This window comes from Microcystis aeruginosa NIES-843 (genome assembly GCF_000010625.1).
GTDB lineage: Bacteria > Cyanobacteriota > Cyanobacteriia > Cyanobacteriales > Microcystaceae > Microcystis > Microcystis aeruginosa.
In genome coordinates, this window is sequence record NC_010296.1 from 3,172,692 (window position 1) to 3,199,128 (window position 26,437).

The 26,437-nt window shown below is 42.8% G+C and carries 20 protein-coding genes and 8 pseudogenes; 17 read left to right on the forward strand and 11 right to left on the reverse strand.

Going from position 1 to position 26,437, the window contains the following annotated elements:
* Positions 1-65 precede the first annotated feature (65 nt).
* Both MAE_RS15160 and MAE_RS15165 read right to left on the reverse strand, forming a co-directional pair.
* Complete coding sequence (locus MAE_RS15160) at positions 66-320, reverse strand: hypothetical protein (RefSeq protein ID WP_002750132.1); 255 nt, start codon at positions 318-320, stop codon at positions 66-68.
* Positions 317-2,023 carry a potassium channel family protein gene (locus MAE_RS15165; RefSeq protein ID WP_012266375.1) on the reverse strand — a complete coding sequence of 569 codons (1,707 nt, stop codon included), beginning with the start codon at positions 2,021-2,023 and terminating at the stop codon, positions 317-319. Before MAE_RS15165 ends, MAE_RS15160 begins: the two co-directional genes overlap by 4 nt.
* A 150-nt stretch (positions 2,024-2,173) precedes the next feature.
* Here MAE_RS15165 and MAE_RS15170 point away from each other — a divergent pair, with 150 nt between their 5' ends.
* The 4 genes from MAE_RS15170 (at position 2,174) to eno (ending at position 7,697) form a co-directional block, all read left to right on the forward strand.
* A complete protein-coding gene (locus MAE_RS15170; protein WP_041804145.1) occupies positions 2,174-3,118 on the forward strand; it encodes a DUF4351 domain-containing protein in 945 nt (314 codons plus the stop codon).
* A 278-nt stretch (positions 3,119-3,396) separates the two neighbouring features.
* A complete protein-coding gene (gene glgX, locus MAE_RS15175) occupies positions 3,397-5,475 on the forward strand; it encodes a glycogen debranching protein GlgX (protein WP_012266377.1) in 2,079 nt (692 codons plus the stop codon).
* Positions 5,476-5,590: 115 nt separating this feature from the next.
* Positions 5,591-6,352, forward strand: coding sequence for a DUF3887 domain-containing protein (locus tag MAE_RS15180; protein ID WP_041804146.1), 762 nt, complete (start codon positions 5,591-5,593; stop codon positions 6,350-6,352).
* Positions 6,353-6,398: 46 nt separating this feature from the next.
* Positions 6,399-7,697, forward strand: coding sequence for a phosphopyruvate hydratase (eno, locus tag MAE_RS15185; protein WP_012266379.1), 1,299 nt, complete (start codon positions 6,399-6,401; stop codon positions 7,695-7,697).
* A 204-nt stretch (positions 7,698-7,901) separates the two neighbouring features.
* On the opposite strand, the gene MAE_RS15190 is transcribed toward eno, so the two are convergent.
* Positions 7,902-8,219, reverse strand: coding sequence for a phage holin family protein (locus MAE_RS15190; protein WP_002798188.1), 318 nt, complete (start codon positions 8,217-8,219; stop codon positions 7,902-7,904).
* A gap of 36 nt (positions 8,220-8,255) precedes the next feature.
* On the opposite strand from MAE_RS15190, the gene MAE_RS33830 reads away from it, so the two are divergent.
* The 3 genes from MAE_RS33830 to MAE_RS27940 all read left to right on the forward strand — a co-directional run bounded on the left by MAE_RS33830 (position 8,256) and on the right by MAE_RS27940 (position 10,085).
* Positions 8,256-8,408, forward strand: a complete 153-nt coding sequence (locus MAE_RS33830; RefSeq protein WP_162467763.1) for a hypothetical protein — start codon at positions 8,256-8,258, stop codon at positions 8,406-8,408.
* Positions 8,409-8,578: 170 nt separating this feature from the next.
* The gene (locus MAE_RS15200) at positions 8,579-9,766 is read left to right on the forward strand and encodes an RNA-guided endonuclease InsQ/TnpB family protein (RefSeq protein WP_012266381.1); all 1,188 of its coding nucleotides are present in this window, start codon (positions 8,579-8,581) and stop codon (positions 9,764-9,766) included.
* A 151-nt stretch (positions 9,767-9,917) separates the two neighbouring features.
* Complete coding sequence (locus tag MAE_RS27940; RefSeq protein WP_002798187.1) at positions 9,918-10,085, forward strand: YqaE/Pmp3 family membrane protein; 168 nt, start codon at positions 9,918-9,920, stop codon at positions 10,083-10,085.
* 268 nt (positions 10,086-10,353) lie between these two features.
* Here MAE_RS27940 and MAE_RS15210 read toward each other — a convergent pair whose 3' ends face one another.
* Complete coding sequence (locus MAE_RS15210) at positions 10,354-10,743, reverse strand: AbrB family transcriptional regulator (RefSeq protein WP_002798186.1); 390 nt, start codon at positions 10,741-10,743, stop codon at positions 10,354-10,356.
* A 300-nt stretch (positions 10,744-11,043) separates the two neighbouring features.
* On the opposite strand from MAE_RS15210, the gene MAE_RS15215 reads away from it, so the two are divergent.
* From MAE_RS15215 to cbiB, 3 genes are read left to right on the forward strand one after another with little or no spacing between them, the layout of a single operon-like run.
* A complete protein-coding gene (locus MAE_RS15215; RefSeq protein WP_002783777.1) occupies positions 11,044-11,487 on the forward strand; it encodes an Rrf2 family transcriptional regulator in 444 nt (147 codons plus the stop codon).
* Positions 11,435-11,908 carry a GFA family protein gene (locus tag MAE_RS15220; RefSeq protein WP_002798185.1) on the forward strand — a complete coding sequence of 158 codons (474 nt, stop codon included), beginning with the start codon at positions 11,435-11,437 and terminating at the stop codon, positions 11,906-11,908. Before MAE_RS15215 ends, MAE_RS15220 begins: the two co-directional genes overlap by 53 nt.
* A gap of 2 nt (positions 11,909-11,910) precedes the next feature.
* Positions 11,911-12,891 (forward strand): adenosylcobinamide-phosphate synthase CbiB, encoded by a 981-nt coding sequence (gene cbiB / locus MAE_RS15225; protein ID WP_012266384.1) that lies wholly within the window; start codon positions 11,911-11,913, stop codon positions 12,889-12,891.
* Here the strand turns inward: cbiB and MAE_RS15230 are convergent.
* From MAE_RS15230 to MAE_RS15245, 4 genes and pseudogenes are all read right to left on the reverse strand, one after another.
* Positions 12,841-13,206 (reverse strand): hypothetical protein, encoded by a 366-nt coding sequence (locus MAE_RS15230; RefSeq protein WP_041804147.1) that lies wholly within the window; start codon positions 13,204-13,206, stop codon positions 12,841-12,843. The genes cbiB and MAE_RS15230 overlap by 51 nt on opposite strands.
* A 315-nt stretch (positions 13,207-13,521) precedes the next feature.
* Complete coding sequence (locus MAE_RS33415) at positions 13,522-13,692, reverse strand: hypothetical protein (protein ID WP_012266387.1); 171 nt, start codon at positions 13,690-13,692, stop codon at positions 13,522-13,524.
* A 30-nt stretch (positions 13,693-13,722) separates the two neighbouring features.
* A pseudogene (locus MAE_RS15240) lies at positions 13,723-15,219 on the reverse strand (IS5-like element ISMae6 family transposase).
* A gap of 930 nt (positions 15,220-16,149) precedes the next feature.
* Positions 16,150-16,818 carry a lysophospholipid acyltransferase family protein gene (locus tag MAE_RS15245; protein WP_041804148.1) on the reverse strand — a complete coding sequence of 223 codons (669 nt, stop codon included), beginning with the start codon at positions 16,816-16,818 and terminating at the stop codon, positions 16,150-16,152.
* A 387-nt stretch (positions 16,819-17,205) separates the two neighbouring features.
* Here MAE_RS15245 and MAE_RS15250 point away from each other — a divergent pair, with 387 nt between their 5' ends.
* The 4 genes and pseudogenes from MAE_RS15250 to MAE_RS15270 all read left to right on the forward strand — a co-directional run.
* Positions 17,206-17,406, forward strand: coding sequence for a hypothetical protein (locus tag MAE_RS15250; RefSeq protein ID WP_002798182.1), 201 nt, complete (start codon positions 17,206-17,208; stop codon positions 17,404-17,406).
* A 400-nt stretch (positions 17,407-17,806) separates the two neighbouring features.
* Positions 17,807-18,145 (forward strand): annotated as a pseudogene (locus MAE_RS35125) (ISNCY family transposase); the annotation flags it as partial.
* A 69-nt stretch (positions 18,146-18,214) separates the two neighbouring features.
* Positions 18,215-19,164 (forward strand): annotated as a pseudogene (locus MAE_RS29870) (IS630-like element ISMae26 family transposase).
* Positions 19,165-19,181: 17 nt separating this feature from the next.
* A pseudogene (locus tag MAE_RS15270) lies at positions 19,182-20,064 on the forward strand (transposase); the annotation flags it as partial.
* Between the two features lie 438 nt (positions 20,065-20,502).
* On the opposite strand, the pseudogene MAE_RS15275 reads toward MAE_RS15270, so the two are convergent.
* Positions 20,503-21,157, reverse strand: a pseudogene (locus MAE_RS15275) (IS630 family transposase); the annotation flags it as partial.
* Positions 21,158-21,306: 149 nt separating this feature from the next.
* On the opposite strand from MAE_RS15275, the pseudogene MAE_RS15285 reads away from it, so the two are divergent.
* Positions 21,307-22,371, forward strand: a pseudogene (locus tag MAE_RS15285) (ISKra4 family transposase).
* Positions 22,372-22,427: 56 nt separating this feature from the next.
* Here MAE_RS15285 and MAE_RS29875 read toward each other — a convergent pair.
* Positions 22,428-22,778 (reverse strand): annotated as a pseudogene (locus MAE_RS29875) (helix-turn-helix domain-containing protein); the annotation flags it as partial.
* Positions 22,779-22,825: 47 nt separating this feature from the next.
* On the opposite strand from MAE_RS29875, the pseudogene MAE_RS29880 reads away from it, so the two are divergent.
* Positions 22,826-24,094 (forward strand): annotated as a pseudogene (locus MAE_RS29880) (IS630 family transposase).
* A gap of 525 nt (positions 24,095-24,619) precedes the next feature.
* Here the strand turns inward: MAE_RS29880 and MAE_RS33420 are convergent.
* Positions 24,620-24,784, reverse strand: a complete 165-nt coding sequence (locus MAE_RS33420; protein ID WP_158303531.1) for a hypothetical protein — start codon at positions 24,782-24,784, stop codon at positions 24,620-24,622.
* Positions 24,785-24,859: 75 nt separating this feature from the next.
* On the opposite strand from MAE_RS33420, the gene MAE_RS15310 reads away from it, so the two are divergent.
* Complete coding sequence (locus MAE_RS15310; protein WP_012266397.1) at positions 24,860-26,023, forward strand: pyridoxal phosphate-dependent aminotransferase; 1,164 nt, start codon at positions 24,860-24,862, stop codon at positions 26,021-26,023.
* Positions 26,024-26,437: the final 414 nt, after the last annotated feature.

A 26,437-nucleotide genomic window follows, 5' to 3' on the forward strand; every position in this document is an offset into this window, starting at 1 on the left:
GCCCCACAGTTTAAACTCAAAAAACCGCCATCGACAAAGAAGCGGCGAGTAGTAGTTCATTAGAACTACTCTGGATAGTTAGGCAGAGAATGATATTGAAAAATGCCAAATATACTGCCGACACTGCCGACACTTAGAATACTGCCAACACTGCCAATACTGAGAATACTGCCGACACTGCCAATACTGAGCATACTGCCGATACTAACCAGACTTAAAATGCTGCTGGCACTAGCGAGACTTAAAATACTGCCGGCACTGCCTAAACTCAAGATACAGCGATAACTAGCTTTGCTCAGATAATTAAGACCAGAAATCATTTTAAATCGGGGAAAGATTGGGGAATAGTTAGGGAAGTATTTTGCCAAACCTGTTGTAAACGCATAGCCGGCATAGTTAGATAAAGAATATCACCTTGATCGAGAGTGATTTCCAGTAATTGCCAACCGTGGATAGTTTGACCCTGTTTTTCTAGGTAAAGTGGCACAAAATCGGCATTCATCGCCGCTTCCTTGACAATTTGCCCCATAAAAGGATGATTAGGTGTGATTAATGTAGCCAAAGCAACCCAGAGGAGATCATCGGTCATGCCATTACCGAGAATTCTACCGCCCAAAGCGGCCGCAGCGAAGGAATAGGTAGCTAGATCCCGGGGACATAATACCGTATCAAAATCAAAAACCTCTTGAATCGATCGCCCGAATTGTTCCTGAGAGCAGCGTAAAACTAGATTAATTTTAGGAGCGATCGCTTTAGCAGTGAGGGCAATCTCCACATTAATCATATCCTCGTAAGTAACCACGATCAAAGATTCGGCGTTGTTAATATTAGCGGTTTCTAGGGTAGCCACTAGACGCGCATCCTCGATGATAACGGGGATTCCCCAGGAGCGCACGGAATGCAAAAATCGATTATTGGGGTCCGATTCGATCACCACCACTTCACAGCCTTGGTCGTGCAATTGTCGCACGATCCGGGTGCCGATACCTCCTAAACCACAGATAATGTGATGATTGCGGACGGGAATGCGGGTAGCATCCCAAAACTGCTTAAAGCGACTACCGAGAATAAAATCGTTGAGGAGAGCATAACAGATACCGATAACCCCCGCACCGACAATCATCATGACCACGGTAAAAATTTTGATACTATCGGGGGTAGATTCGGCCACTTTTTCGTTACCTCCGGCACCGGTAATCATCCCGACGGAAAAATAGAGGGAATCGACGAGGGAAATTTTTTGATTAACGCTGAGATAGGTAACGGTAGCAAGGGAAATCATCCCCAAGAGGGAAAGGGTGACAAGAATTACCGGTTGGACATAGTGCTGATAGGGACGGAGATTGAGTAGATTTCTCAGCCACTTTTGCAGTTTAAAACGCTGTTTTGCCTTAATTGTCGGTTTATTGCCGATAATCAGATGATCGCCAGTTTGGAGTTTTTTGCCCGAAAGAACTGCGGAAACCAGATCAATTTCGTCGTGAGCCGGGAGATAATAGATTAACATCCGGGCCGGATCGTCCCAAAGCTCGTAGAGGGGTAATCCCCACCAAGGATGATTTTCCTCGATAATTATCTCTTGAATTGGCCAAAGGCGATCGAATAGCTGTAATTGACCGATAGCTTTATTACCAAGGGCAGCAAAGGAAAAGATCGGAGCCGCTAGGGAAGCAACGCTCATGCTAACGTGAGCAGGGAGGGTTTGATCGAGTCTTTCTCCTAAAGTTTCGTTAAATAGTCGGTTAACTATCCGAATTTTCGGGTTAATTATCCTTGCACGGGTGAGAATTTCCAGATTGAGTGCGTCGTTATCGATGGCCAAAACTAGGGTTTCTGCATCCGGGAGACCAGCTTGCAGGAGAGTTTTAGGAGAGCAGGGATCGCCGATAATAATATCAGACTGGTATTCGCAGACCATTTGGCGATCGCTAATCGCCACTACTGCCGCAGATTGTTGTTTGAGTAAACAAAAGATTTTATAACCCGTGCGACCTAATCCACAGACGATGATTTGCGGTTTCATTCGTCGAGCGCGTTTTTTGCTGATTAACCTTTCAGTTCTAGCGCAAAAACTAGGAAAAATCTGTAACTAAAGCTGCAATGCTGCCAATTTTCCTAATCAGGCTTTGAAGATGATAAAATAACCCTCATCATTGATTTAATCACCTAAGCCTTGACTCGCTTTCTTTGGGATAAATTTAGTAAAGATTACCTCGAAACTTTTCTCTCTTCTTCCGGTGACGTGAAAACTAGCCTTAATGTGACGGCAGAAACTCAAGAAATCGATGTCTATTTTCGACCGACTTCCCCCAAAATACCGCCCGAATTAGGTTTATTGGGCCGATTAGCTCAAACCCCTTGTTTATTGGAACCCTATCGCAATCCTGTCACGATTGAGGGAATTATCGCTTGTTTATCTAAACTGTTGACTGTGCGGGAACAATTACAAAGAGAAGCTCACCGTCATCAACAACCCTTATTAGCAGAAAATATTCCTAGACTATGGATACTAACTCCTACTGCCAGTCAAAGAATTATAACTGCTTTTTCCGCTCTCAATCATCCAGATTGGGGAGAAGGAATTTATTTTTTACCTCCAGCATTAACCACATCCCTTATTGTCCTGCATCAATTACCTGAAACCCCTGAAACCCTTTGGTTAAGATTATTAGGTAGAGGAGGAACCAGAACCAGAGCGATTGATGAATTAGAGGCCTTGTCTTCTAATCATCCCTTTAAATCAGCTTCCTTAAAATTATTATACAATTTGAGTAGGAACTTGCAAGCCTTACCCAAAAGAACCCAGGAGGAGAGGAAATTTATTATGCGTTTAGCCCCTTTATACGAACAAGATAGAGAAAAAGCTATTCAACAAGGAGAAGCTATCGGACTTCAAAAAGGTAGAATCGAAGGCATTCAAGAAGGAGAAGCTATCGGACTTCAAAAAGGAGAAGCCAACCTAGTGCTACGCTTACTTAACCGACGTTTTGGTGAACTGCCCCCGCATATCACTGAAACTATCCAAAAACTAGCCGTTGAACAATTAGAAGACTTAGGAGAAGCATTACTAGACTTTGAGACTCAAGCTGACTTAATTAATTGGCTTAATCAAAACTAAAATATTCTGGAAATGCCATTTAAAACTCCTCTAATTGTTTTCTTGAAATATCGGAAAATTGAGAGCTTTATTGAACGGGGCAAGGTCTTAGAAATTAATCACACCATCTCCATTAAAATCTGGCGTTGCTAATTTGAGTTCTGAATCTTCTTAGGTGAGATTTTTAAAACCTAGACCCCAACTAACTTTTGGATGCGATACACAGTTGGCATTCATCTCTTGATTCAGCAACGCCGAATAATCTTATACTACTCCTAATCACTTCTTATCTCTTGACAATGACCTTAGAAACCGATCACGGTAAAAGCCATCCCGTCGGGGCAACTGTCTTGGCCGATGGTGTCAACTTCTCACTATTTTCTAAGTATGCCACTGCGATCGAATTATTATTATTTGATGATGCTAATTCTCCCGTACCTAGCCGGACTATTCTCCTCACCCCGCAAACCAACCGCACCTTTTTCTATTGGCATATTTTCGTTCACGGCATTGGAGCCGGTCAAGTGTATGCTTATCGAGTCTATGGTCCGGATAATCCGGCCCAGGGTCATCGCTTCGATCCTGATAAAGTAGTTCTCGATCCCTATGCGAAAGCGATTGTCGGTGCGGAAATTTATGATCGACAAGCTGCCAGCGAAAAAGGCGATAATTGTCATCGAGCTTTGCGGGGTCTGGTAGTGGATACGGGCCGCTACGATTGGGAAGATGACAAACCGCTACGCACTCCCTACTCTGCCAGTTTTATCTACGAGATGCACGTCGGTGGTTTTACCCGTAACCCGAATTCTGGCGTTAGCGAGGAAAAAAGAGGTACTTTTGCGGGATTAATCGAAAAAATACCCTATTTGAAAAACCTAGGCATTACTGCCGTGGAATTGTTACCGATTCATTACTTTGATCCCGCTTCGGCCATGCCGGGGTTAACTAACTATTGGGGTTATAGCACGATCAGCTTTTTTGCGCCCCATGCTGGTTACAGTAGCGATCGCTCACCCCTGGGTCCTTTGAATGAATTTCGAGATCTGGTGAAAGCTTTACACAAAGCGGGGATCGAAGTGATTCTCGATGTGGTTTTCAATCATACCGCCGAGGGGGACGAAATCGGGCCAACTCTTTCCTTTAAAGGTATCGATAATCGCACCTACTACATCCTCGATGCAGAAGATAAAAGCCTCTATAGTAACTATACCGGCTGTGGTAACACCCTCAAGGGCAGTCATCCGATTGTGGGCAAAATGATTCTCGATTGTTTGCGCTATTGGGTGTCGGAAATGCACGTGGATGGTTTTCGCTTTGACCTAGCGGCCGTATTATCGCGCAATGTGGACGGGGAACCGATCCTGCAAAAAGGTTATAACATGATCTGGGCGATCGAATCGGATCCAGTCTTAGCCGGGACAAAATTAATCGCTGAAGCCTGGGATGCGGCAGGATTGTATAGTGTCGGTCAATTTGTCGAATTTGCCGATTGGTTTTCCGAGTGGAATGGTCCTTTTCGCGATGATGTACGCGCTTTTGTCCGGGGAGATACCAGCATAGTCACGAAATTAGCGGCGCGGATTTTAGGAAGCCCCGACATATACCACAGACCTGATACCGATGTCAATAGAAGTATAAATTTTGTTACCTGTCACGATGGCTTTACCCTTAACGATCTAGTGTCCTACGACGGGAAACACAACGAGGCTAACGGCGAGGAGAATCGGGACGGTTGCAACGATAATTTTAGCTGGAATTGTGGGGTAGAAGGGGAAACCAATAACGAGGCGATTAAAACCCTGCGACTGCAACAAATAAAAAATCTCTTAACGATCCTGTTCATTTCCCAAGGAACACCTATGCTGTTGATGGGGGACGAAGTGCGACGCACCCAAAAGGGCAACAATAACGCCTATTGTCAGGATAACCAGTTAAGTTGGTTCGATTGGAGTGCGGTAGAGCAAGAGTTCGATCTTTGGTGTTTCGTAAGGAGACTGATCGATTTTAATAAAAAATTAGCTCTTTTCCGTCAAGAAAAATTGCTAGAAGTCACCTATACCAGTCTTGAACCCCATCTCAGTTGGCATGGCGTACAGTTGAGTAAACCCGATTGGTCGGAAGATTCCCGCAGTTTAGCTTTTTCCCTGCGTCATCCCAAGGCAAATGAGTATTTACACATTATGCTGAACGCTTACTGGGAATCTCTCAACTTCCAGTTACCCCCCCTATTCCCAGAGGAAAAATGGCATCGCGTCATCGATACTGCTGGGCAATTGTCCGAGGCAGCCTGTGATTTAGATGCCGCCGTCGCTATTGAATCGGAAACCTATCGGGTGCAAGCGCGTTCGGCGGTAGTTTTAATCGTTAAACCAGTATAACAAGGGGAGAGATATTGCTCGATCGACCGATCTTGAATGCTTTAACTAATGAACAATGGCATCAATTCAATCGTCAAGTGGAAAAACGTTATTTATTTGCGGAGCAATAGCTGAAATGATGCGGCTTTCATTAGCGAAACGGTTATCGATTCTCTCTTTGTGTTTAATGGGTTTTTCCCTACCTTGGACCGCGTTCAGCGTTTCACCAGTACAGGCGAACATAGAACCGAATGCGATCGCTCTTGGTGATCCTGTTCGGGAAGAGAAGCAAGCTCGGCAGTTAGTAGAATGGTTGGGAACTAAACAATACGGTAAAGTTATTGCAGCTTTGTCACCCCAACTAAAACCCCTCTGGACTGCCGAAAAATTGCAAAAGGTCTGGGAAAGCCAAGTCACTGACAATACTGGACCGTTTAAGCGCATTGTCAAAAGCAAGCTACTCGATGCTATCAATGCCAATTTGGTGATTGTCACCGTTGAATTTGAGAAACTCACTGAAGATGTGGTAATTACCTTTAACCGGTCTGGTCAGGTAATTGCCGCCGATTTTCCCGAATTTCGTAGTATTTCTGAGATTGGCGCTGCTTTTGTCACGTCCTTGGTCAACAAAGACTACGGCCTGGCCAGAGGTTTTTTACACCCTTTCCTGAAAGCTGAGGTTTTCCCCACCAGAGTACAAGGCGCTTGGGAGAATTTACTTAAGCGTACTGGCCCCGTGCGTCGGATCGTGGGAACTCAGGTCAGAAAAGGTGCGGATACAGACGGTGTGGCTCTGGTGTTGGTGACGATTCAATTTGAAAAACTGACGGATACCTTAATCCTCGTTTTTGATGATCAAAAGCAGATTGTCAACGTGGATTTCCCTTTAGGCAATTAGTAATCAGCCGAAATTACCCCGTAAATTGAGTTGGAGACGATAAGTTATGTTAGATAAAATCGAAGTTCCCATCGAAGCGATCGCAGCTAGGGAGATTCTAGATTCCCGCGGCCGTCCCACTATCGAAGCGGAAGTGCTGTTAGAATCGGGGGCGCTCGGTTTGGCCCAGGTTCCCAGTGGTGCTTCTACGGGTAGTTTTGAAGCCCACGAATTGCGCGATGATGATCCCCAGCGTTACGGTGGTAAGGGTGTCCTAAAAGCGGTTCGCAATGTCCACGAAAAAATTGTCCCGGTTTTGGAGGGGATGAATGCTTTCGACCAAGCTAGTATCGATTTAGCTATGATCGATCGCGATGGCACGGCCAATAAACGAGAATTAGGGGCTAATGCTATCCTGGCCGTCTCTCTCGCTACGGCCAAAGCGGCGGCGGCAGATCTGGGATTACCTCTCTATCGTTATCTCGGTGGTCCGATGGCCAATGTACTACCCGTCCCGATGATGAACGTGATCAATGGTGGTTCTCACGCTGATAATAACGTCGATTTTCAGGAGTTTATGATCTTCCCCATCGGGGCCGATTCTTTTAAGGAAGGTTTGCGTTGGGGAGCGGAAGTATTCGCCGCTTTGGGTAAGGCCTTGCACGAACGCAAATTACTGACCGGTGTGGGCGATGAGGGCGGTTATGCTCCTAATTTGGCTTCAAATCAGGAAGCTTTGGATATTTTGATCGAATCGATCGAACGTGCTGGTTATAAACCGGGGTCGCAGGTGGCTTTAGCTATGGATGTGGCCGCCAGTGAATTCTATCGGGATGGTCAATACATCTACGATGGTTCTGCCCATTCTCCCGCCGAAATGGTGGATTTTTTGGCCAGTTTAGTCGAACGCTATCCGATTATTTCTATTGAAGACGGTTTACACGAGGAGGATTGGGATAACTGGAAATTATTGACCGATAAACTGGGGGCGCGGATTCAGTTGGTGGGCGATGATTTGATGGTAACTAATCCTATCCGTCTGCAAAAAGCGATCGATCTGGGTATTGCTAACTCGATCCTGATTAAACTCAATCAGATCGGTTCTTTGACGGAAACCCTACAAACGATCGCCCTGGCTACCCGTCACGGTTATCGTTCTGTCATCAGTCATCGTTCTGGGGAAACGGAAGACACCACGATCGCAGATCTGGCGGTGGCTACTAATGCCGGACAGATTAAAACCGGTTCTCTCAGTCGCAGCGAACGGGTGGCTAAGTATAATCGCTTATTACGCATCGAAGAGGAATTGGGCGATCGGGCGGTGTACGCGCCGAAAGTCGGTTTGGGTCCAAAATTCTTGGCCTAAAATTTGAAAAAAGTTTGCAGTGATCGAAAAAGGGTGTTATACTAAAGGCACTGATAACTGATAACTGGTCACTGACTATTGTGGTACTTCGCTGAAACCCTTTTCGGCGAAGTGTTTATTTTTGGCCTTTTTCTGCACGAAGGTATGATTTTTGGATCAAAGGTGTTATAGTAAAGGTACTGATAACTGATAACTGGTCACTGACTATTGTGGTACTTCGCTGGAACCTTTTTCGGCGAAGTATTTATTTAAGAGGGTGTTGACCAGAGAGAGGACGATTGGCGCACCGATAAAAGCCACTAAACCCTTAACTGCGAATCCCGGGACGAGGATCGAGGCTAACCAGAAACAAAAGCTATTGAGAACAAGGATAAAGCCACCGAGGGTGAGAATAGTAATCGGTAGGGAAAGCAGCCCTAGAATCGGTTTAACCAGTCCGTTGACTAAACCGATAACTGCCCCCGCAACCATGGCCACAATAAAGCTATCGACTTTAACACCGGGGAAGATAATATCAACCACTAATAAACTAAGGGCAGTGGCAAGAATATTTAGGGTTTGCGGCAAAAAGCTTTTCGGTGGTGGCAGGGTGTGGGGTGTGGGGTGTGGGGTGTGGGGTTTTATCGATTTTCAGGTGGTCAACTACCTAATTTTCAGGGAAAAAGTCCAGGAATTTTCCCCCCGATCCCCGCAATGGCTGGCACTTTTTGAGGGGAAAAAAGTCCAAAAGTCTTATCCAACAAGGTTTTTAGATTTATTCAGCAGACCCTATTTAAAAGAAGGCCGATCATCGAAAATTTGGGTCTGAAACCCCGCCGTTCTACGACGGCTTTACTGTTAAATATTAGCACATTTACGAAATATATGCTAAAATGTGAGACATGGAAAAAGCCTATTCGTTTCGATTTTACCCAACACCCGAACAAGAGTCGCTATTGCGGCGCACATTGGGCTGTGTAAGATTAGTTTACAACAAAGCTCTCCACGAACGAACACAAGCTTGGTACGAAAAGCAAGAAAGAGTAGGCTACGCTCAAACTTCTTCAATGCTAACTGATTGGAAAAAGCAAGAAGAATTAAACTTTCTCAATGAAGTAAGCTGTGTACCCTTACAACAAGGGTTAAGACATTTACAAACAGCTTTCACTAATTTCTTTGCTGGTCGTACTAAGTATCCTAGCTTTAAGAAAAAACATCAGGGAGGAAGTGCCGAATTTACCAAGTCTGCTTTTAAATTCAAAGACAAACAAATCTATTTAGCTAAATGCACAGAACCTTTACCTATTCGATGGTCAAGACACATCCCAGAAAGCTGTGAACCAAGTACAGTAACAGTCAGATTACATCCCTCAGGACGTTGGCATATTTCAATTAGATTTGATGACCCAACGATTAAGCCATTACCAGTAACAGATAAAGCCATTGGAATTGACTTAGGAATTAGTAGCCTAGTAATTACCAGCGATGGTGACAAAGTATCTAATCCTGAGCATTTTAAAAAGCATTATCGGAGACTGCGAAAGGCCCAAAAAAGCCTTTCTAGAAAACAGAAAGGGTCAAAAAATCGGGAAAAAGCAAGAATCAAAGTAGCAAGGATTCACGCTCAAATCACCGATAGCAGGAAAGACCATTTACACAAGCTAACCACTCAATTAGTTCGTGAAAACCAAACGATTGTGGTTGAGAATTTAGCCGTCAAGAATATGGTCAAAAACCCGAAATTATCTCAGGCAATATCTGATGTAAGCTGGGGAGAAATCACTCGACAATTAGCCTATAAATGCCGTTGGTATGGGAGAAATTACATCGAAATAGATAGATGGTTTCCTAGCTCTAAAAGGTGTAGTAATTGTGGGTATATTGCTGAGAAAATGCCGTTAAATGTTCGAGAGTGGGACTGTCCAGACTGTGGGACGCACCATGACCGAGATATTAACGCCAGTAAAAATATTTTGGCCGCAGGGCTTGCGGTGTCAGTCTGTAGAGCGACCATAAGACCAGAACAGAGTAAATCTGTTAAGGCAGGTGCGGAACCCCGCAAGGGAAAGAAGCAGAAACCTAAATCGTGAGGTTTGGGAATCGCCGTCCGTTTTACGGCGGTGAGGATGTCAAAAATTTCTCCTTAATTTTTTCGCAATCACCCCCATTTTATGGCAACTTTAAGGAGAGCAAGCTTAATATAGAATTAAGATTCACTAAAGTCTTTTTGAGGTACAAGCAATGTTTCTTCGCCTAGTTTGTGCGTTTTTTTTGCCGCCCTTAGCCGTATTTTTGACTACGGGACTGAGTTTAGACTTTGTTATTAACATCATCTTAACTTTAATCGGTTATGTCCCCGGCATTATCCACGCTTTCTGGATTGTCTCCAAAGAAGCGGAGAATTCCTAATTAGCACCCCAGGAGATGCCAGTTTTTCTAGTCGCTGCATTAGACATCTCCAATAATGAAGATTTTAGCTTGATGGATCGGGCTTCTAGCCTGATTTCTGGAGAGGTGTATTACACGCGGTTAATAGGACAAAATTAACCGGACATATCGAACGGAGTCTTTGATCTAGATGCTTAAAGACTGATTGAGGATAAAATACCCAGTTTCAATGGACAAGAGCTTATCTAATGGCAAGGAGAGAGTTAAACGGCTCTCTCCTTAATTATTGCTATTCGTCGTCGTCGCTGGCACCAACTTGCTTGAGATGAATATGTTTTCTCCCCAAAGTAATTTCAAATTCATCTCCCGGTTTGAGTCCCATTTTTTTGGTGTAGGCCGAACCGATTAGGAGATTATTATTGGATTGGACACTGATCCGGTAGCTGGCCGAGCGCCCACCTCGTCCGTGGCCATTGGCACTGCTATCTAAGTCAATTCCCTCGGCATCGATTAAAGCATTGAGAAATTTCATCATATTAACGCGTTCAATACCATTTTTTGTCATGGTATAGTAGCCGCATTCCCGAGCTTTTTCCTCTTTGCTGAGGTTGCCTAGCTGTTTAACTTTCTCAATTAGTTCGAGGCCAGTCAGGGGTTCTGGATTAGTAGTTTTGTTCATTTAAGTTCGCGGCAGATAAGTAAAGGTTAGGGTCATCAAGGCCAGTCGAGGAGAATTGCTTCCCCTGACCAGAAACAATCGGGTTACGATTGCTCTCTACACTCATCTTACACGGTATAAACTAAAAATTATCACTTGCTTGAGGAAATTGATTGTAATTGATTACACGGGATCTCTCGATCAAAATCTTAACAGAATTTATCAATGTTTATCGAGATGCCGGGGTAAGGGAGGTTAGTCTTTCTGTCATCAATGAGAGCAGGGGGTAGGATAGAGATCAAGAGGTAAAAATGAGGGATAATGAAGCTGACAACTAGGGGTCACTATAGTGTTAAAGCCTTGCTGGATCTTAGTTTACAACCGAGGGGAACTCCCGTATCGGTAAAATCGATCGCCCTGCGTCAAGATATCCCGGCCGCTTATCTAGAGAAATTGCTGATAGAAATGCGACGAGCGGGGTTAGTTCGCTCCTTTCGGGGCGCACAAGGGGGTTATCAATTGGCTAGGCCGGCAAATCGGATCTCGTTGGGGCAAATTTTAGAGGCAGTGGGAGAGACGATCGAGCCATTATCAGGCTATCATCCCAGGGACGAACAGGCAGAAGATTGGGTGACATTTACTATCTGGAAACACCTACACGAGAAATTAAAAGAGGCCCTAGGGAAGATTACCTTAGCCGATTTATACTACGATGCCCGTAGCTGGATCGCCGCTAGGGGAGAGGAAACCAGCTTTATTGTTTAGTAGTTTAGAAGTTATGACAGCAATAACACAAGCAAAGATTTATGGGGGGGGTTGTCACTGTGGAGCGATCCGTTTTCAAGTGGCGATCGAGCATGATCAAGCTTTAGACTGTAATTGTTCCATTTGTCAGAAAAAAGGCTTTCTGCATCTGATTGTTCCTTCAGCACAATTTACCCTCCTAAGCGGTGAAGATTTCTTAAGTACCTATACATTTAATACCCACAGGGCCCAACATTATTTTTGTCGTGTTTGTGGTATTCATCCTTTCTATCGTCCTCGCTCCCATCCTGACGCTATAGATATAAACCTGCGCTGTTTGGATGGCAATGTCTTAGGCGATTTTCAGATCCAGTTCTTTGATGGGGCTAACTGGGAAGACAATATTGAGAAAATTCGGGCTATCGATGGGAAAAGGGAGTAATTGTGAAGGAAGCGGCAACGGCGATCATTTTAGTATTGGGGGCGGTTTTAGATTATCTGATCGGCGATCCCTGGGGATGGATTCATCCGGTGCAGGTGATGGGGGCGATTATTGCCGTTGCCACAAAAGTTATCCTTAATTGGATGCGGGAAAAAATCGGCCAACGTTTAGCGGGCATAATTCTGGGACTGGGTTTAATTATCTTGACTGGGGCCTTAACTTGGCTAGGAATCCAGTGGTTAGATCAGGTCAATTTGCTGCTGAGTTACCTAGTACAAGTGATTCTCCTGGCCAGTTGTTTAGCCGGCAGAAGTTTACGCAGGGCTGCCGAAACCGTCACCGCAGCTTTACAAGCGGAAAACATCACCTTAGCTCGTTGCCAACTAAGTTTATACGTTGGTCGCGACACAGATAATCTCGGCCGGGAAGAAATCCTCCGCGCCCTATTAGAAACCGTCAGTGAAAATGGTGTGGATGGAGTTACCGCGCCGCTTTTTTATGCCCTTCTCGGTGCTTTTCTGGGTGTGGGGCCAGTTCCCCTCGCTTGCGCTTATAAAGCCGCTAGTACCCTCGATTCGATGATTGGCTATCGTCGGCCACCCTACACCCATATGGGTTGGTTTAGTGCCAAAAGCGAGGATGTTTTGACATGGCTACCTTGTCGTTTGACGGTATTAACTCTCGCCCTAATTTCGGGCCAGCCGGGGCGGGTTTTAAGCATTTGTTGGCGCGATGCCCGTCGGGATCCTAGTCCTAATTCTGGTTGGAGTGAATGCGTCTATGGGGCGATTTTGGGGGTGCAATTGGGGGGTAAAAATCAATATCGGGGCCAGATTGTGGAAAAACCTTTATTGGGCGATAACCTCAAACCGATTACCGTCAAAACCGTCGAACAGGCTTTGAATTTAACTCGTACTTGTGTATTACTTTGGCTAGCGATCGCTGTCAGCTGCTTGATTGCTAGAGATTTTGCTCAATTGTAGCGACCAGAGGCGACGGCGTTGACGGGATTGACGCTGCCAGTAACGGATAATCAGGGAGAAGGTCAAGAATAGGGATTGCAGTATCTGTATCTGTCCGCAGAGACGTTGATAGTTTTGTCTGAGATAATAGGTTTTCGCCCCGGCGATGACAATATATTCGGGGGCGGGGTAAAAAATGTGGTGTAAACGTCGTTCCACCCGGTTTAAAATTTTGGTCACTCGCCCTAAAATCCGCCGCAATTGCCACAATTTCCAGACTAGAAAGCAATTAAATAAAGTTAAGCCTAGATTGAAGCCGAGGACAAAAAAGAACATGGTCGAGGCGATGGTCGAGTTATGCCAATTTTAACCCACATTCCCCACTTCAAAGTGTAGGGGAAAGAAATCTAAGAAGCTGCCCGCGTATTTAGGGTCTGCTGAATAAATCTAAAAACCTTGTTGGATAAGCTGTTCGTAATTTAAATTGCTTGTTGAGATCAGGCGGTCGGCAGGGGGCGGTCGGCGGTCGGCAGAAGGCGGTCGGCAGGAGTCAGGAGATAGGAGACAGGTTTTGGGGGTTGGGGTTTTGGGGTTTTGGGGTTTTAGTTCAATTTCCCCACTTCCCCACCTCCCCAATTCATAATTCATAATTCATAATTCCCACTCCCCACACCCCACACCCGTTCGGCTGAGCTCACGGCCGAAGCCCACACCCGTTACAGTAGAGCAGGAAGTCGCCTTCCCACCCCCTGCTTCAAAACCGGACTTACGACTTTCGCCGTATCCGGCTCCTGAGTAACTAGGGTTTGCTGAAAAAGTCATTGAAAAGTACAGGTCTCTTAATCAATGATTTCACTTAGCTACAAGCATAAGCTTTAGTTGTTGATTAATTTTTAAATTATAACTTATCCTAATCATTGACCGAGAAAAAGTGCTGTTTTTCCATTTCAGACATAAAAAAGCCCAAAAAACCTGCCTCAACAGGTTAGAAAGATTCATGACTAAAAAAGTAATAGCAATCGCTGAAAAGGAAGTATGAGGAAGTTTAGCCATCACTTTACCTAAGCTAAATCTTCTTTTCCCTTGTCCAAATTTGCCCTCTATACAATTCCGAATCCTCTCATCATCAGTAGCTTGTTTCTTTTGTTCTTTACTAACATTTTTGGCTGGTCTTCCTAATGGGGGACCACTGATTCTGATTCCCCTTTCTTTACACCAAGCTCGGTTTTCTCTGGTTCGATAAATTTTGTCCACATGAACTGATTCTGGATAGTATCCTGTATAGTCATAATAAGCTTCTATTTGTGCTTTTAAATCTCCCGATTCATTAAAGTTATCCCAACTAATCCGGTCTAAAAATATGTAACCATCTATACAGCTTGCTGAGAATTTGGCCCCAAATTCTACGGGTTTTCCAGCTTTTCCTCTGACTATCGGACGGATGTGGGGTTGAGTTAAGCTGACAATTCTGTCTTCAATACTCTGTTTGTTATTTTGGTACATCCAGAGTTGTTGGCGATAAACTTCTGTGACTACTAATAACAGTTTATAGTCTCTTTTTTTCAAGCTTTGTAGAGAGGCTCCTTCTGCTAAAAGTTGTTCAATATGGTCGAGATTTCTTTTCAGATATTGCAGTTGTCTTTTTAGAGCTTTTCGTCTTTGTTTGACGGTAGGTTTTCTTTTTTTTGCTACTTCTAAATAACTTTTTCTGGCCAGGAGACGATAGGTTCTCGGTTTTTGAACAAGTTTTCCTTTTATAGTTTCCTAGAGAATATCAATAATTTTTTCGGTTTGTTTTCTTCCTTGATTTAACAGGTTTAAATCCGTAGGATAACTAATATCTGCGGGCGCACAACTGGCATCTAAAATTAATTTACCTCGATTTTCTGGTTGACTTTGGGTTTCGCTCTCTAACTTTTTTTCGGTGTTTTCTTCTTCTTTTATTTCTCTCGAATTTTTGACCATAAAGCGATTCACTTTATTAATTAGTTCCCGAGTGATTCTTTCTCGAAAGTGAACCAACATTGACGCTTCAAACTGGGGTTCATTGCTGTAGGCTGAAAACCCCAAGAAGTATTGTAAATAAGGATTTTCCTTGATTTGTTCTACCGTTTCTCTATCGCTTGTTCCTAATTTTTCTTTAATAATTAATGCTCCTAGTGCTGTCCTAAATGTTTTGGCGGGTGCGCCCATTTCTTCTGAAAAAAGTGATGCGTATTCCGCTTCAAATTCTGACCAGGGAATGAGGTTGGCCATAATTACCCAACGATTATCTTGGGATAATTTCCCCTCAAAGGGCAGCTCGAAGTTTTCTGGTGGGGTTGAGGGTAACTCGCTTTTACGGTACATTAGCACTAATTAGAGAAGATGCAAGGGTGATGCAAGGGTTTTAAGAGATTCTAGCAGATTTAAGTGCATTTGGGAAGCTCTCAATCAAGCTAAAAGCCCTTTCCTGTAAGGTTTTTAGATTTATTCAGCAAACCCTAACTAGGCTACTGTCATTAGTAGAATAATAATGGGAATTATTATTTCCTTGTCTATTCAACCCTCTTGGCTGTATCCCCACCAGACAAGATTGTTGGTTTTAGGGCGTATATGACCGTTGATTGTTGCTTAGACTTCCTAGTTACCCGTCCTTTGTCAGCATATCTTTGATATTACTCAAAGCCTTGGCTTTTAAGGACATCCTCTCCCTCTATTGACTTGCGGATGGTTTCCTACTGCCCCGAACGGGCAGAGTCAATCAGGGTTACTTCGTTCCCTATAACCATTGGTTGAACCCTTAGGATGATACTGTCCACAACAGAGTAACGGGAATGCCTTACTGATAGTGGTATGAGCTATCAGCCCCAACTCTGTTAACTTTTGTTTCGAGCCTGTCAGCCTTTTGGCTCGTGGGTGTTGACGATGGTTAATTCGTATCTTCGCCCCAGGGCTATCCATAGGTTCTGGCTCAACGGGTTTCTGATTTAGGCTATCAGATACCGCTTTTTTTTCCTCGCTCACTACCTCAGATGTACCAAGTCTAAAGCAGCAGGAAATGCCGTCACTCTAGGCATCTAGAGGACAGGACTAAGGTTATTACTAACCCGCACCTGTAGGGTTATAAAGTTATCAAGGTACTACATTTACCAAGCGGCTAATCCTCTAAACGTCTTACTGTCTAGTTTCTAGCCAACGAATCGCACCACACCCCACACCCTACACCCCACACCCCACACCCTACACCCCACACCCCACACCCTGTCCCCACGAAAAACTTTTTGCCGCAGACCCTAGTTAGCGTCCGAGGGCGTGTAATCCGTTAATAATTTCGGCACAGCGCTCGGTAACTGCCTGTAAAGCTTCTCTTTTGTTAGAAATCGGTGGCGGCAGCACTTCCCCGATGCGAATAGTTAAGGGGATACTATGGGGAAAAGAAGAACCTTTTGGAAAAATCTTTTCTGTCCCCCACAAACTGACGGGTAACAGGGGAACTCCCGCTTTAGCGGCAATCATCGCCGCGCCTAGTTTTGGTTGATGGATCAATCCGTCCTCGGTGCGCGTTCCCTCCAGAAACAATCCCACTGCCCAGCCCGCCGCTAATGCTCCCATCGCCGCCCGAATTGCCCCACGATCACCACTGCCGCGTTTGACGGGATAGGCCCCATAAAGAGCGATCGCCTGTTTTAAAATCGGGATGGTAAATAATTCTTCTTTAGCCATATAAGCTACGGGACGACGCACGGCACAGGATAATAGGGGTGGATCGAAGTAACTGGCGTGATTGCAGACGATAATCAGAGGATGACGCCGGGGGACATTTTCCACTCCGTAAACGCGACCGCGAAAATAGCCGTGTAGGGTTGGGCTAACGATCGACCATTTAAAGAGATGATATAAAACTAAACTGGCAAAAGGTTCTCGCTCTTGAGGCTGGTTCATGACTGACAATTGTTCCCTAGACATGGAAAAGCCCTCGGGAGTCTTGCCGTGTTTCGACCCCAAGGACTTTGCTTTCTTCTCACTCCTCACACAATTAAAATATATAGCAATTTATGGGTTAGGGAAAGGTTAAGCGTGCCGCTTTCTTAACTGGCATAATTACTTAGCTAGGGTTGAGAGCGGCAAAAGGATTAGCAAGATGTGTCCGACTAAATCCTGTTTAAAAAGTATAGGAAAGTTGAGAGGGGTGCGTGGGTAGCGGCTTAGCAGCAAGCGGGGAGAAACAATCCATAACTTGGGAGTTAATCGCACTATTAAAAACGGATTTGGTGTAATTAATTTTGCTTAGGTATTGAAAAAAAGTTGGGCTAAAATATAAAGGCCAAATCTAGTCAGAAAAAGAGAATTTTTATGGAAAAACAGGTAAATTGTGCTGTAGATTGCCTAAATGGTTGTATTTTAGGCGATAAATGCCCCAATCAAGCTCATGCCGCTGAAGCAGCCAAATTCATTGCCGAAACTTCTTTGGAAAAGATGCTAGAAATGGCAGAAGCCGCTAGACTAAAAAAACTGACGCAACCGACCCAATGGATTATTCCCGATGATTTCTAGGGTTTGGCCGGGGAACGGGGAACGGGGGTGTTGACGATGGTTAATTCGTATCTTCGCCCCAGGGCTATCCATAAGTTCTGGCTCAACGGGTTTCTGATTTAGGCCATCACAGCAATTCTCATTTTAAAAAGTAACAAGTGATACAGACAGAAACAAAGCTTTAAGCAAGCTACAAAATGCGCTCCCGCGAGTGCGACTGCATCGCAGAGAAGTGAGTATATAGAGTATTTATACTCAAAATATTTGAAAGATGGGAGAAATCTAGAACAAAAGTTCTCTACATCAGAAAGAGAACCAAATAAAAATTGATGATTGTTGTCTGTTGAGGTAAAATTATTAAGTTGGAAATATTAATTAATCAAACTGTTCTGCGATGACGAAAAAGGCTGTGACTTGAGAAATTCCTGAATTAATACAATTTTTAGTTCAAGAATTACATGACTTACCCGATGACAGAAAACCAGGAAACAATACCAAATATCAGGTAGAAGATGCAGTTAAGGCGGCTTTTTCGGTTTTTTTTACTCAGTCACCTTCTTTTTTAGAGCATCAACGTTTGATGAAAAGTAGTAAGGGAAAAGATAATGCTTCAAGTTTATTTGGTATCAAAAAAATACCTGGTGATAATCAAATCAGAAACCTGTTAGATCCTATCCCAGCTGCCACAATATTTGGCTCTTTTCAACAAGTCTATCAATGGTTAAAAAAACCGGGAGTTATTAAAAAATTTTTCTACTTATAGCAATTCTTGGAGCTATGAGGTACAATAGAAAGTAAATAGACAAATAATAGAACTTACCAGCTTCCTATGAGACCCTATTCCGTAGATTTTCGCCAAAAAATTATCGATGTCTGGAAGAAAGAAAAAATTTCCATTCGAGGACTAGCCCAGAGATTTGACGTGGCTAAAAGCTTTATTCAGAAGTTATTGAAGCAACATAAAGAAACAGGAGATATCCGTCCTCGTCCGCAAGGGGGAAGTCCGCCAACCAAGTTAAATAGTGAACAACTGATAATTTTAATAGAAATCATCGAAGCTAACAATGATGCAACTCTCGAAGAATTATCGGACTTACTGTATGAAAAGACACAGGTGAAAGTCAGTAGAGCCACCCTGGGGCGGCTTACGCAAAAACTCAATTACAGTTTCAAAAAAAAACACTACACGCGGCGGAAAAAGAAAGTGACAGGGTACAGCAAAAAAGAGTGGAATACTGGTCAGAAGTTCGGGAAATTGAGGCATCAAAACTAATTTTCATCGATGAATCGGGGGTAAATTTAGCCCTTTTGAGACTCTATGCTAGAGCCTTAATTGGCCGAAGAGCTCGGGGAAGAAAACCACAAAAAAGAGGGAGAAATATTTCAATAATTAGTGCTATAAGCTGAGAAAAAGTTGTCGCATCAGTCAACATATACGGTGCAGTGGATGCGGTAACATTTGAAGGATTTATTCTAAAGGAAGTGCTGCCAAAAATTAAAGAAGGAGACTGTCTGATCATGGATAACGCCAAGATTCATCTCGGAGAAATGGTCAGAGAAATAATCGAACAAGAAAAAGCTAGACTCATCTATTTACCTCCTTATTCTCCCGAATTCTCTCCTATTGAAAACTTTTGGTCAAAAGTGAAAGCGACGTTAAGAAAACTGAAGGCGAGAACTTACAAAGACTTAATAGAAGGGATTGAATTGGCTATGTTAGAAGTTACTCAAAAAGATATTCGCAATTGGTTTACTCACTGTTGCTACTGTACCTCATAAGTCAGAGAATTGCTATAGATGAGGAAATTTTAATAGCTTTAGATGGTACGGAATATTTTTCTTCAAAGAAAATTAGTTGTCCCCATTGTAATTGCCGCAATCCTCGTAATGGAACGACAACTTATTTTCATGGTTGCGTCACGCCAATTGTGGTTTCTCCTGAGCAAAAACAAGTGATTAATTTAGAACCAGAATTTATTAAAAAACAAGATGGGCAGCAAAAACAAGATTGTGAAAATGCGGCTGTTAAAAGATGGTTAGATAAGAATCATCAAAAGAAGTATGGTTATCCTGTAACCCTGTTAGGAGATGACTTATACTCTCGCCAACCTATCTGTGAGTTAGCTCTAAAACAAGGTTATAATTTTATTTTTGTTTGTCTTGAAACTTCTCATAAAACCTTATATGAATGGCGAGAATTTTTAGAAAAAAGTGGAGAAGTTAAAACCGTAGAAAAGAAACAATGGGATGGACGAAAGAATCTCATTTATCGTTATCGTTATGTTTCTAGAGTTCCTCTGAGAGAGGTCGAGTCAAGTCTCGAAGTTAATTGGTGTGAAGTCACGGTCATTAATGAAAAAACACAGAAAATTATCTATCAAAATAATTGGATTACCAATCATCAAATTACTGAAAATAATGTTGAAAAAATTGTCAAAGCTGGACGCAGCAGATGGAAAGTTGAGAATGAAGGAAATAACGTTCTTAAAAATCACGGTTATAATTTAGAACATAATTTTGGTCATGGTCAAAGTCATTTATGCGAGTTCTTGTTGTCTTTAAATTTACTAGCTTTTTTATTTCATACCGTTTTAGATTTAGTTAATCATACTTATCAAAAGATTCGTGAGTTATTAGTTACTCGCACCAGTTTTTTTAATGATATTCGTACTTTATTAAAATATTTTTGGTTTAAGAATTGGTCAGAGTTTTTCTTGTTTATTCTTACCGAATATGTCCCGCTCAAAAAAATAAATTCTAGTTAAAAATGTCAATTTTTCGAGAGAAGGAAAGATTATTTTATTCATTGAAAAAACCACAAATTAGGTCAGAATTTCAGCTAAATTTATGAGTTGAGATAAGTTTTTTATGGGCAGATATTTTAAAACTGTCTCTTGAAGCTAATTATGATGATTATCTTGAAAAAAAATGATAATTAGACAGAAGTTCTCTTGTTCACATAGAGAACTTTATCTTCTTTTGTTTTCAAAATGAGAATTGCTGAGGCCATCAGATACCGCTTTTTTTCCTCGCTCACTACCTCAGATGTACCCGGTCTCAAGCAGCAGAAAATGCCGTCACTCTAGGCATCTAGAGGACAGGACTAATACCAAATTTCTAAATTCCTGACAGACATAGAGCTTCTAAAATCCAAGACCATCCCGTTAAATACCCGATAGTGTCATTGGATAAACGATTTAAAAGAGCATCGAGTTTATCTCTTAAAGCATCAAGAGATTCAAAAGTTTCCCATGCCAGAAAATTTTTCAGGTACAGCCAAACTCTCTGTTGCGGGGTTAACTTCAGGACAACAAGAAGGTTGATAAAACAAGATAATATTGTCGGGAATTTCTAAGTGTCCCGCCATATGTGCAGGAGCGTTATCTACTTGTAAAATATGTAATTCATTGGGAAAAGCTGGCGATAGTTGTAATAGATATTCTCCGAAACAATCCCCATCTAAATGGGAGAATTCATAGAAGAAGCTTCTGCCCTGTCGAGGCTCTACAGGCCCGTACAGCCAAAAGCATTGGAAGTTATCTTGAAAATTACCAATCGGCTTAACTCCGAAAAGAGTTATTTTATTCCGAGCCATAGTGTGACCACCAAATCTACTTTCATCCTCGCACCAAAAACTTACTTTCTCGTAACGCTTTACTTTCTCGCTTTCCCTCTCTAGTAAAGCTTTTAGTCGTTTAGATAAGTTCGCTTTAAACTCATCTACTTCGCCAGGCAATTGTCTCGGATTTCGTGGTCTAGGTACTTTTAATTTTTAATTGGGAGCATCTCACTTGTGCAATGAGTATTAATGCTTATAGCCGTCAAAAACTAGAAAATCTCGAACTTTATCACAAAGAGAAATGAGATTATAATAGTTATAACTTACGATTCAGAATATATCTCGATGGGAGGAACAATCCAATGTTATCAGAAAATGAAAAAAGAATTCAAGAGTTATCCCGAGAGTTGGGAGCGTGTCTCTATGAGCAATCCCAAATTAAGAAATTTAATAACTTGGGAGAAATAGAGGAGACGGTCAGAGATTTAATGATTCAGTATGTTAACCCAGAAATCGGTATTTTTTTATCAAAACAAGTACAGAAGAAACCGCCGGTCGGACGAGAAAAGTGAAAAGTATTTTGGGGGAATTACCAATTACAGAAAAACAAGCGAAGAAGTTAGAAGTAAAGCCGAGAACTCAGATGAGTCCAATGTTAGAGAAGAACTGTTTGCTATTAAGTGGCGATGAATCCTATGAGAAATCGGAGCAGAAAATCAAATCATTGACAGGAATTGCTGTTTCTCACAGTACCCAACAACGCCTCGTACATCGCTATCATTTTGAAGAATTACCGTCTAACCTAGAAGTCGAAGTCGAAGAAATGAGCATAGATGGCGGTAAGGTACAACTGAGAACTCCCAAGGGAGAAGCCTTAATTTGGCGTGATTATAAAGCAGTGAGTTTTCATCAACTGGGGGTAGCGGCTTTTTTTCAAGATAACTCGGCTTTATTAGATTTGGTTAATTCTCAAGTTTTGGTTAAACCTTTAATTTGTTTAGGAGATGGACATGATGGTATCTGGAATTTATTTCGTCAGATAGGAGAGAAACATGAAAGAATTGAAATTTTGGATTGGTATCATTTAATCGAAAACCTCTATAAAGTTGGCGGGTCATTCCAGCGAATTGAGGAGGTAAAATGTTTTCTATGGAAGGGGGAAGTGGATGCTGCTATCTCTTGTGCGCGAAGGATGGTCAGAGCCTCAAGTTGAGAATTTTATTACTTATTTGAACAAGCATAAACATCGAATTGTCAATTATGGTTATTTTCAAGAAGAGGGGATTTCCATTGGTTCTGGCTCTGTGGAATCTCAGGTGAAACAAATTAGTTTTCGTGTTAAAATTGCCGGTGCAAGTTGGAATTCTGGCAATGTACCGCAAGTCCTTCGTCATCGCTGTGCCTATCTGAATGGTTCTCTTTTTTAACTTTTTTATTTACCTCATTAAGCATAAATGCTTAATGCAAAGGTGAGATGCTCCCTTTTAATTGAGCTTCCTAATTCCTCTCTAACGAGACGATAAACTGTTGTATAGCTGACGGAAATTTCTCGAACGACCGAGAGCCAAAAATAAATCTCTTTATAGCTGGTAAAACCCACTGGGTCTTTTAATTCGTTTTGTAAAAGAGCGACTTCTTCTACCGAAATCTTTTTCGGTCTTCCTGGTGGGTTTCCTTCAGATAATAATCGCTCGATTCCTCCTTTTTTGTAAAAACTTAACCAGCGATGGATTGTTCTTTCCCCTCGTCCCATTAATACCGCTAAATGGCGAACCGTCTCTACCTCCCCCATCTTCAAAAAATATAAGGACTGTACTTTAGCGTAGTGGACTGTTTCAGCTAAAATAGGGCAATAGCTCGAACAAGCAGAGGACATCAATCATGGGAAGAGGTCGGCGAGATAAAGTCAATCTAACAGGGGAACAAAGAGAAAACCTCGAACAAATCAGTCGTAATGGCTATGCACCAGCTAAAAAAATTCTCCACGCTCGGATTTTGCTGATGTGTGACGAGGGAGAACAGGCGAAAAGGAAATGGACAGATGAAGAAATAGGCGAAGCTTTAGAAGTTCATAGAAATACAGTGGGACGTATTCGTCAAAGATTTCTTCAAAAAGGCGAAAAACCAGCATTAGAACGGAAATCGAGAAAAACTCCCCCCACTCCGGCAAAAGTTGATGGAGCCGCCGCCGCCCAAATCATTGCCCTGTGCTGTTCGGAGCCACCATCTGGCCGAGCCGAGTGGACAATCCGACTATTAACCTCGGAACTCAAACAAAGACAAATTATCACCGAGATTTCCAGTCCAACGGTGTGGCGTACTCTAAAAAAAACCAATTACGCCCTTGGAAAACCCAAAGATACTGTATTCCGGAACAGGATTTAGCCCGATTTGTTGCCCAGATGGAAGTTGTCCTTGACCTGTATGGCACTCACACCATTTTTCTTTATTCGCGTCACAACGAACACCGGCTTGGCAAGCATTCGAGCGTGGATGTCTGTCATGGATTTAGAAATTTGGTATCAGCCATCGGAAGAAGAACCGTTAATCGCGATGGATGAAGCATCAAAGCAACTACTTGGAGAAGTTTACCCTCCGATACCCATGCAACCTGGACAAGATAAAAAAGAAGACTATCACTATAGTCGTGAAGGGGTTCAAGCCTTGTTCATGTTTTTTGACCCCCATCGAGGATGGAGACGGGTGAGTAACCGAGATAGTCGAACCCGAATAGATTGGGCAGAAGAAATTCGTCAATTATTGGATGTGGACTATCCAAAGGCTCGAAAAGTCAAGCTCGTCTGTGATAATCTCAACACTCATAACATAGCCTCGCTTTATGAAGCATTTCCAGCACCCGTTGCTCATCGTTTAGCTAGAAGACTGGAAATTTATTACACACCTCGTAATGGTAGCTGGTTAAATGTAGCCGAAACTGAACTAAGCGTCTTATCGAGGCAATGTTTAGATAGAAGGATTTCTAGCAAGGAAGAACTGAAAAGGGAGATAGAAACCTGGCAAAAAGAACGTAATCAGACTGCATCTACAGTAATATGGACGTTTACGACCAGCGATGCTAGGGTCAAGCTGAAACATCTTTATCCTGTGTTTGAGGAGGAGGAATCGGGAGAATCTATTGCACCAAATTAGCTGAAACAGTCCAGTAGGCTAAACTACTTTTTTGTTGTTTCATTAATTCTTTTAAATCTTCTACTGACTCAACAATATCAATTTTGGGTACGACTGGCATCGCTAATTTATACACTTAATGGGACTTAGGCGTTTTCGGTCAGCAAAAAAGGCTCAAACCATTACGGGACAAAGGGTTAACCTCGATTTATGATTTTCCTTGATATATCTGGGTTTCAGCGATTTTGGGCTTCTCGAAGTAAATCCCAAGCGGGGATTGGAGTTGAGGCTTTTCTCGATTTGTTTTTTGTCTAAGTCCCATTAATCATCTTTTCTATAAGTATGCCATAGTTTTTGAAATTTGGTATAAGGCTATTAAGCTTAGACGCACTTACATTGCACTTTAATATCCTGGAACGCCTTGTAGATAGGGATACGAGTAGGAAACTTAAATGCGTCTAAGCTTACTAACCCGCACCTGTAGGGTTATAAAGTTATCAAGGTACTACATTTACCACGCGGCTAATCCTCTAAACGTCTTACTGTCTAGTTTCTAGCCAACGAATCGCACCACACCCCACACCCTACTTCCCCATCACCCCACACCCCACACCCTACTTCCCCATCACCCCACTTCCCCAATCCCCCATCACCCCACACCCCACTCCCATACCTAAGCGCCGCAATTCCGGAGATTATATAAAAAAACACCCAGAACAATCGGGGTAATGGACAATACTAAAGGTTGTGTAGGTCATCAGAAAAGCCCTTTCAGGGTAAAATACTATGAAACTAGCGTCACGAGTCAATCAAGTTACTCCCTCCCTTACCCTAGCTATCGACTCTCTGGCCAAGGAAATGAAGAAAAACGGCGAAGATGTCTGTAGTTTTAGCGCCGGGGAGCCAGATTTCGACACACCCACTCACATCAAAGCTGCCGCGAAAAAGGCCCTCGATGAGGGAAAAACTCGCTACGGACCGGCTGCCGGGGAAGCGGGGTTAAGAAAAGCCATCGCCGAGAAATTGCTGCGGGATAATCAACTAGCATACAATGCCGATAATGTCATCGTCACCAATGGCGGTAAACAGTCTCTCTACAATCTGATCATGGCGTTAATTGAAGCGGGGGACGAAGTAATTATTCCCGCACCCTACTGGTTGAGTTATCCTGAAATGGTGACGTTAGCGGGGGGAACATCGGTTATAGTGAACACTAGCCTAGAGAATCACTATAAAATCACCCCCGAACAGCTAGAAGCGGCAATTACACCGAAAACTAAATTATTTGTCCTCAATTCTCCCTCTAATCCCACCGGTATTGTCTATACTCCCGAAGAAATCGCAGCTTTAGCAAAAATTGTGGTTGAAAAGGATATTTTAGTGGTTTCTGATGAAATTTACGAGAAAATCCTCTACGATGGCGCAATTCACCGCAGTATCGCTTCTTTTGGTCCGGAAATCTTTCAGCGCAGTATTATTAGTAATGGTTTTGCTAAAGCTTTCTCGATGACGGGGTGGCGCGTCGGTTACATAGCAGGACCGGTGGAAATTGTCAAGGCTATGACTAAGATCCAAAGTCATAGTACCTCCAATGTCTGCACTTTTGCCCAATACGGTGCGATCGCTGCTTTAGAGAGTCCCCAAGATTGCATCGAGGAAATGGTCAAAGCTTTTAGCGAGCGCCGACAGTATATTTTAGAACGAGTGCGAGCCATTCCCGGACTCAATTGTCCTACTCCCAACGGTGCTTTTTATGTGTTTATCGATATTAGTCAAACTGGTTTAAAATCACGGGATTTTTGTCAGAAACTGCTCGAAACCCAAAAAGTAGCTGCTATCCCCGGTATTGCTTTCGGTGCCGATGATTGTATTCGTCTTTCCTACGCTACAGACCTAAAGACGATTGAAAAAGGATTCGATCGCCTTGATCAGTTTATCGGCAGTTTGTAGGATGATTACTTTGTTTGTTAGGGTGAATTTTGTTCGCCCTTTTTTTTGGGTTTTAACAGCTTAGGTGAGTTGCTTACCTAGAAGGTGATTCAGGCATATTTGAGTATAATTTTCTATCTCAATTGTTAAGCAAAAATTGACCAAATATTAAGAGTTCGTAACTAAGTACCTAAGCAAAATTAATTACACATCTAAGCCACTACTCCGTCAGACTTCTGGTGTGAGGAAACAGTGAACTGAAAACTCAAATCCGATCCCTAATAGCTGTCTCCCGTCTCCCGTCTCCCGTCTCCTGTCTCGGAGTCTCCTGTCTCGACTAGGAAATTAATTTTGCACGACTACTTATTCTGATTGACTGGTATCACTGGAAATGCCCACGCAAACCACAAAATTGCACAATTGTCAATAGGGTTT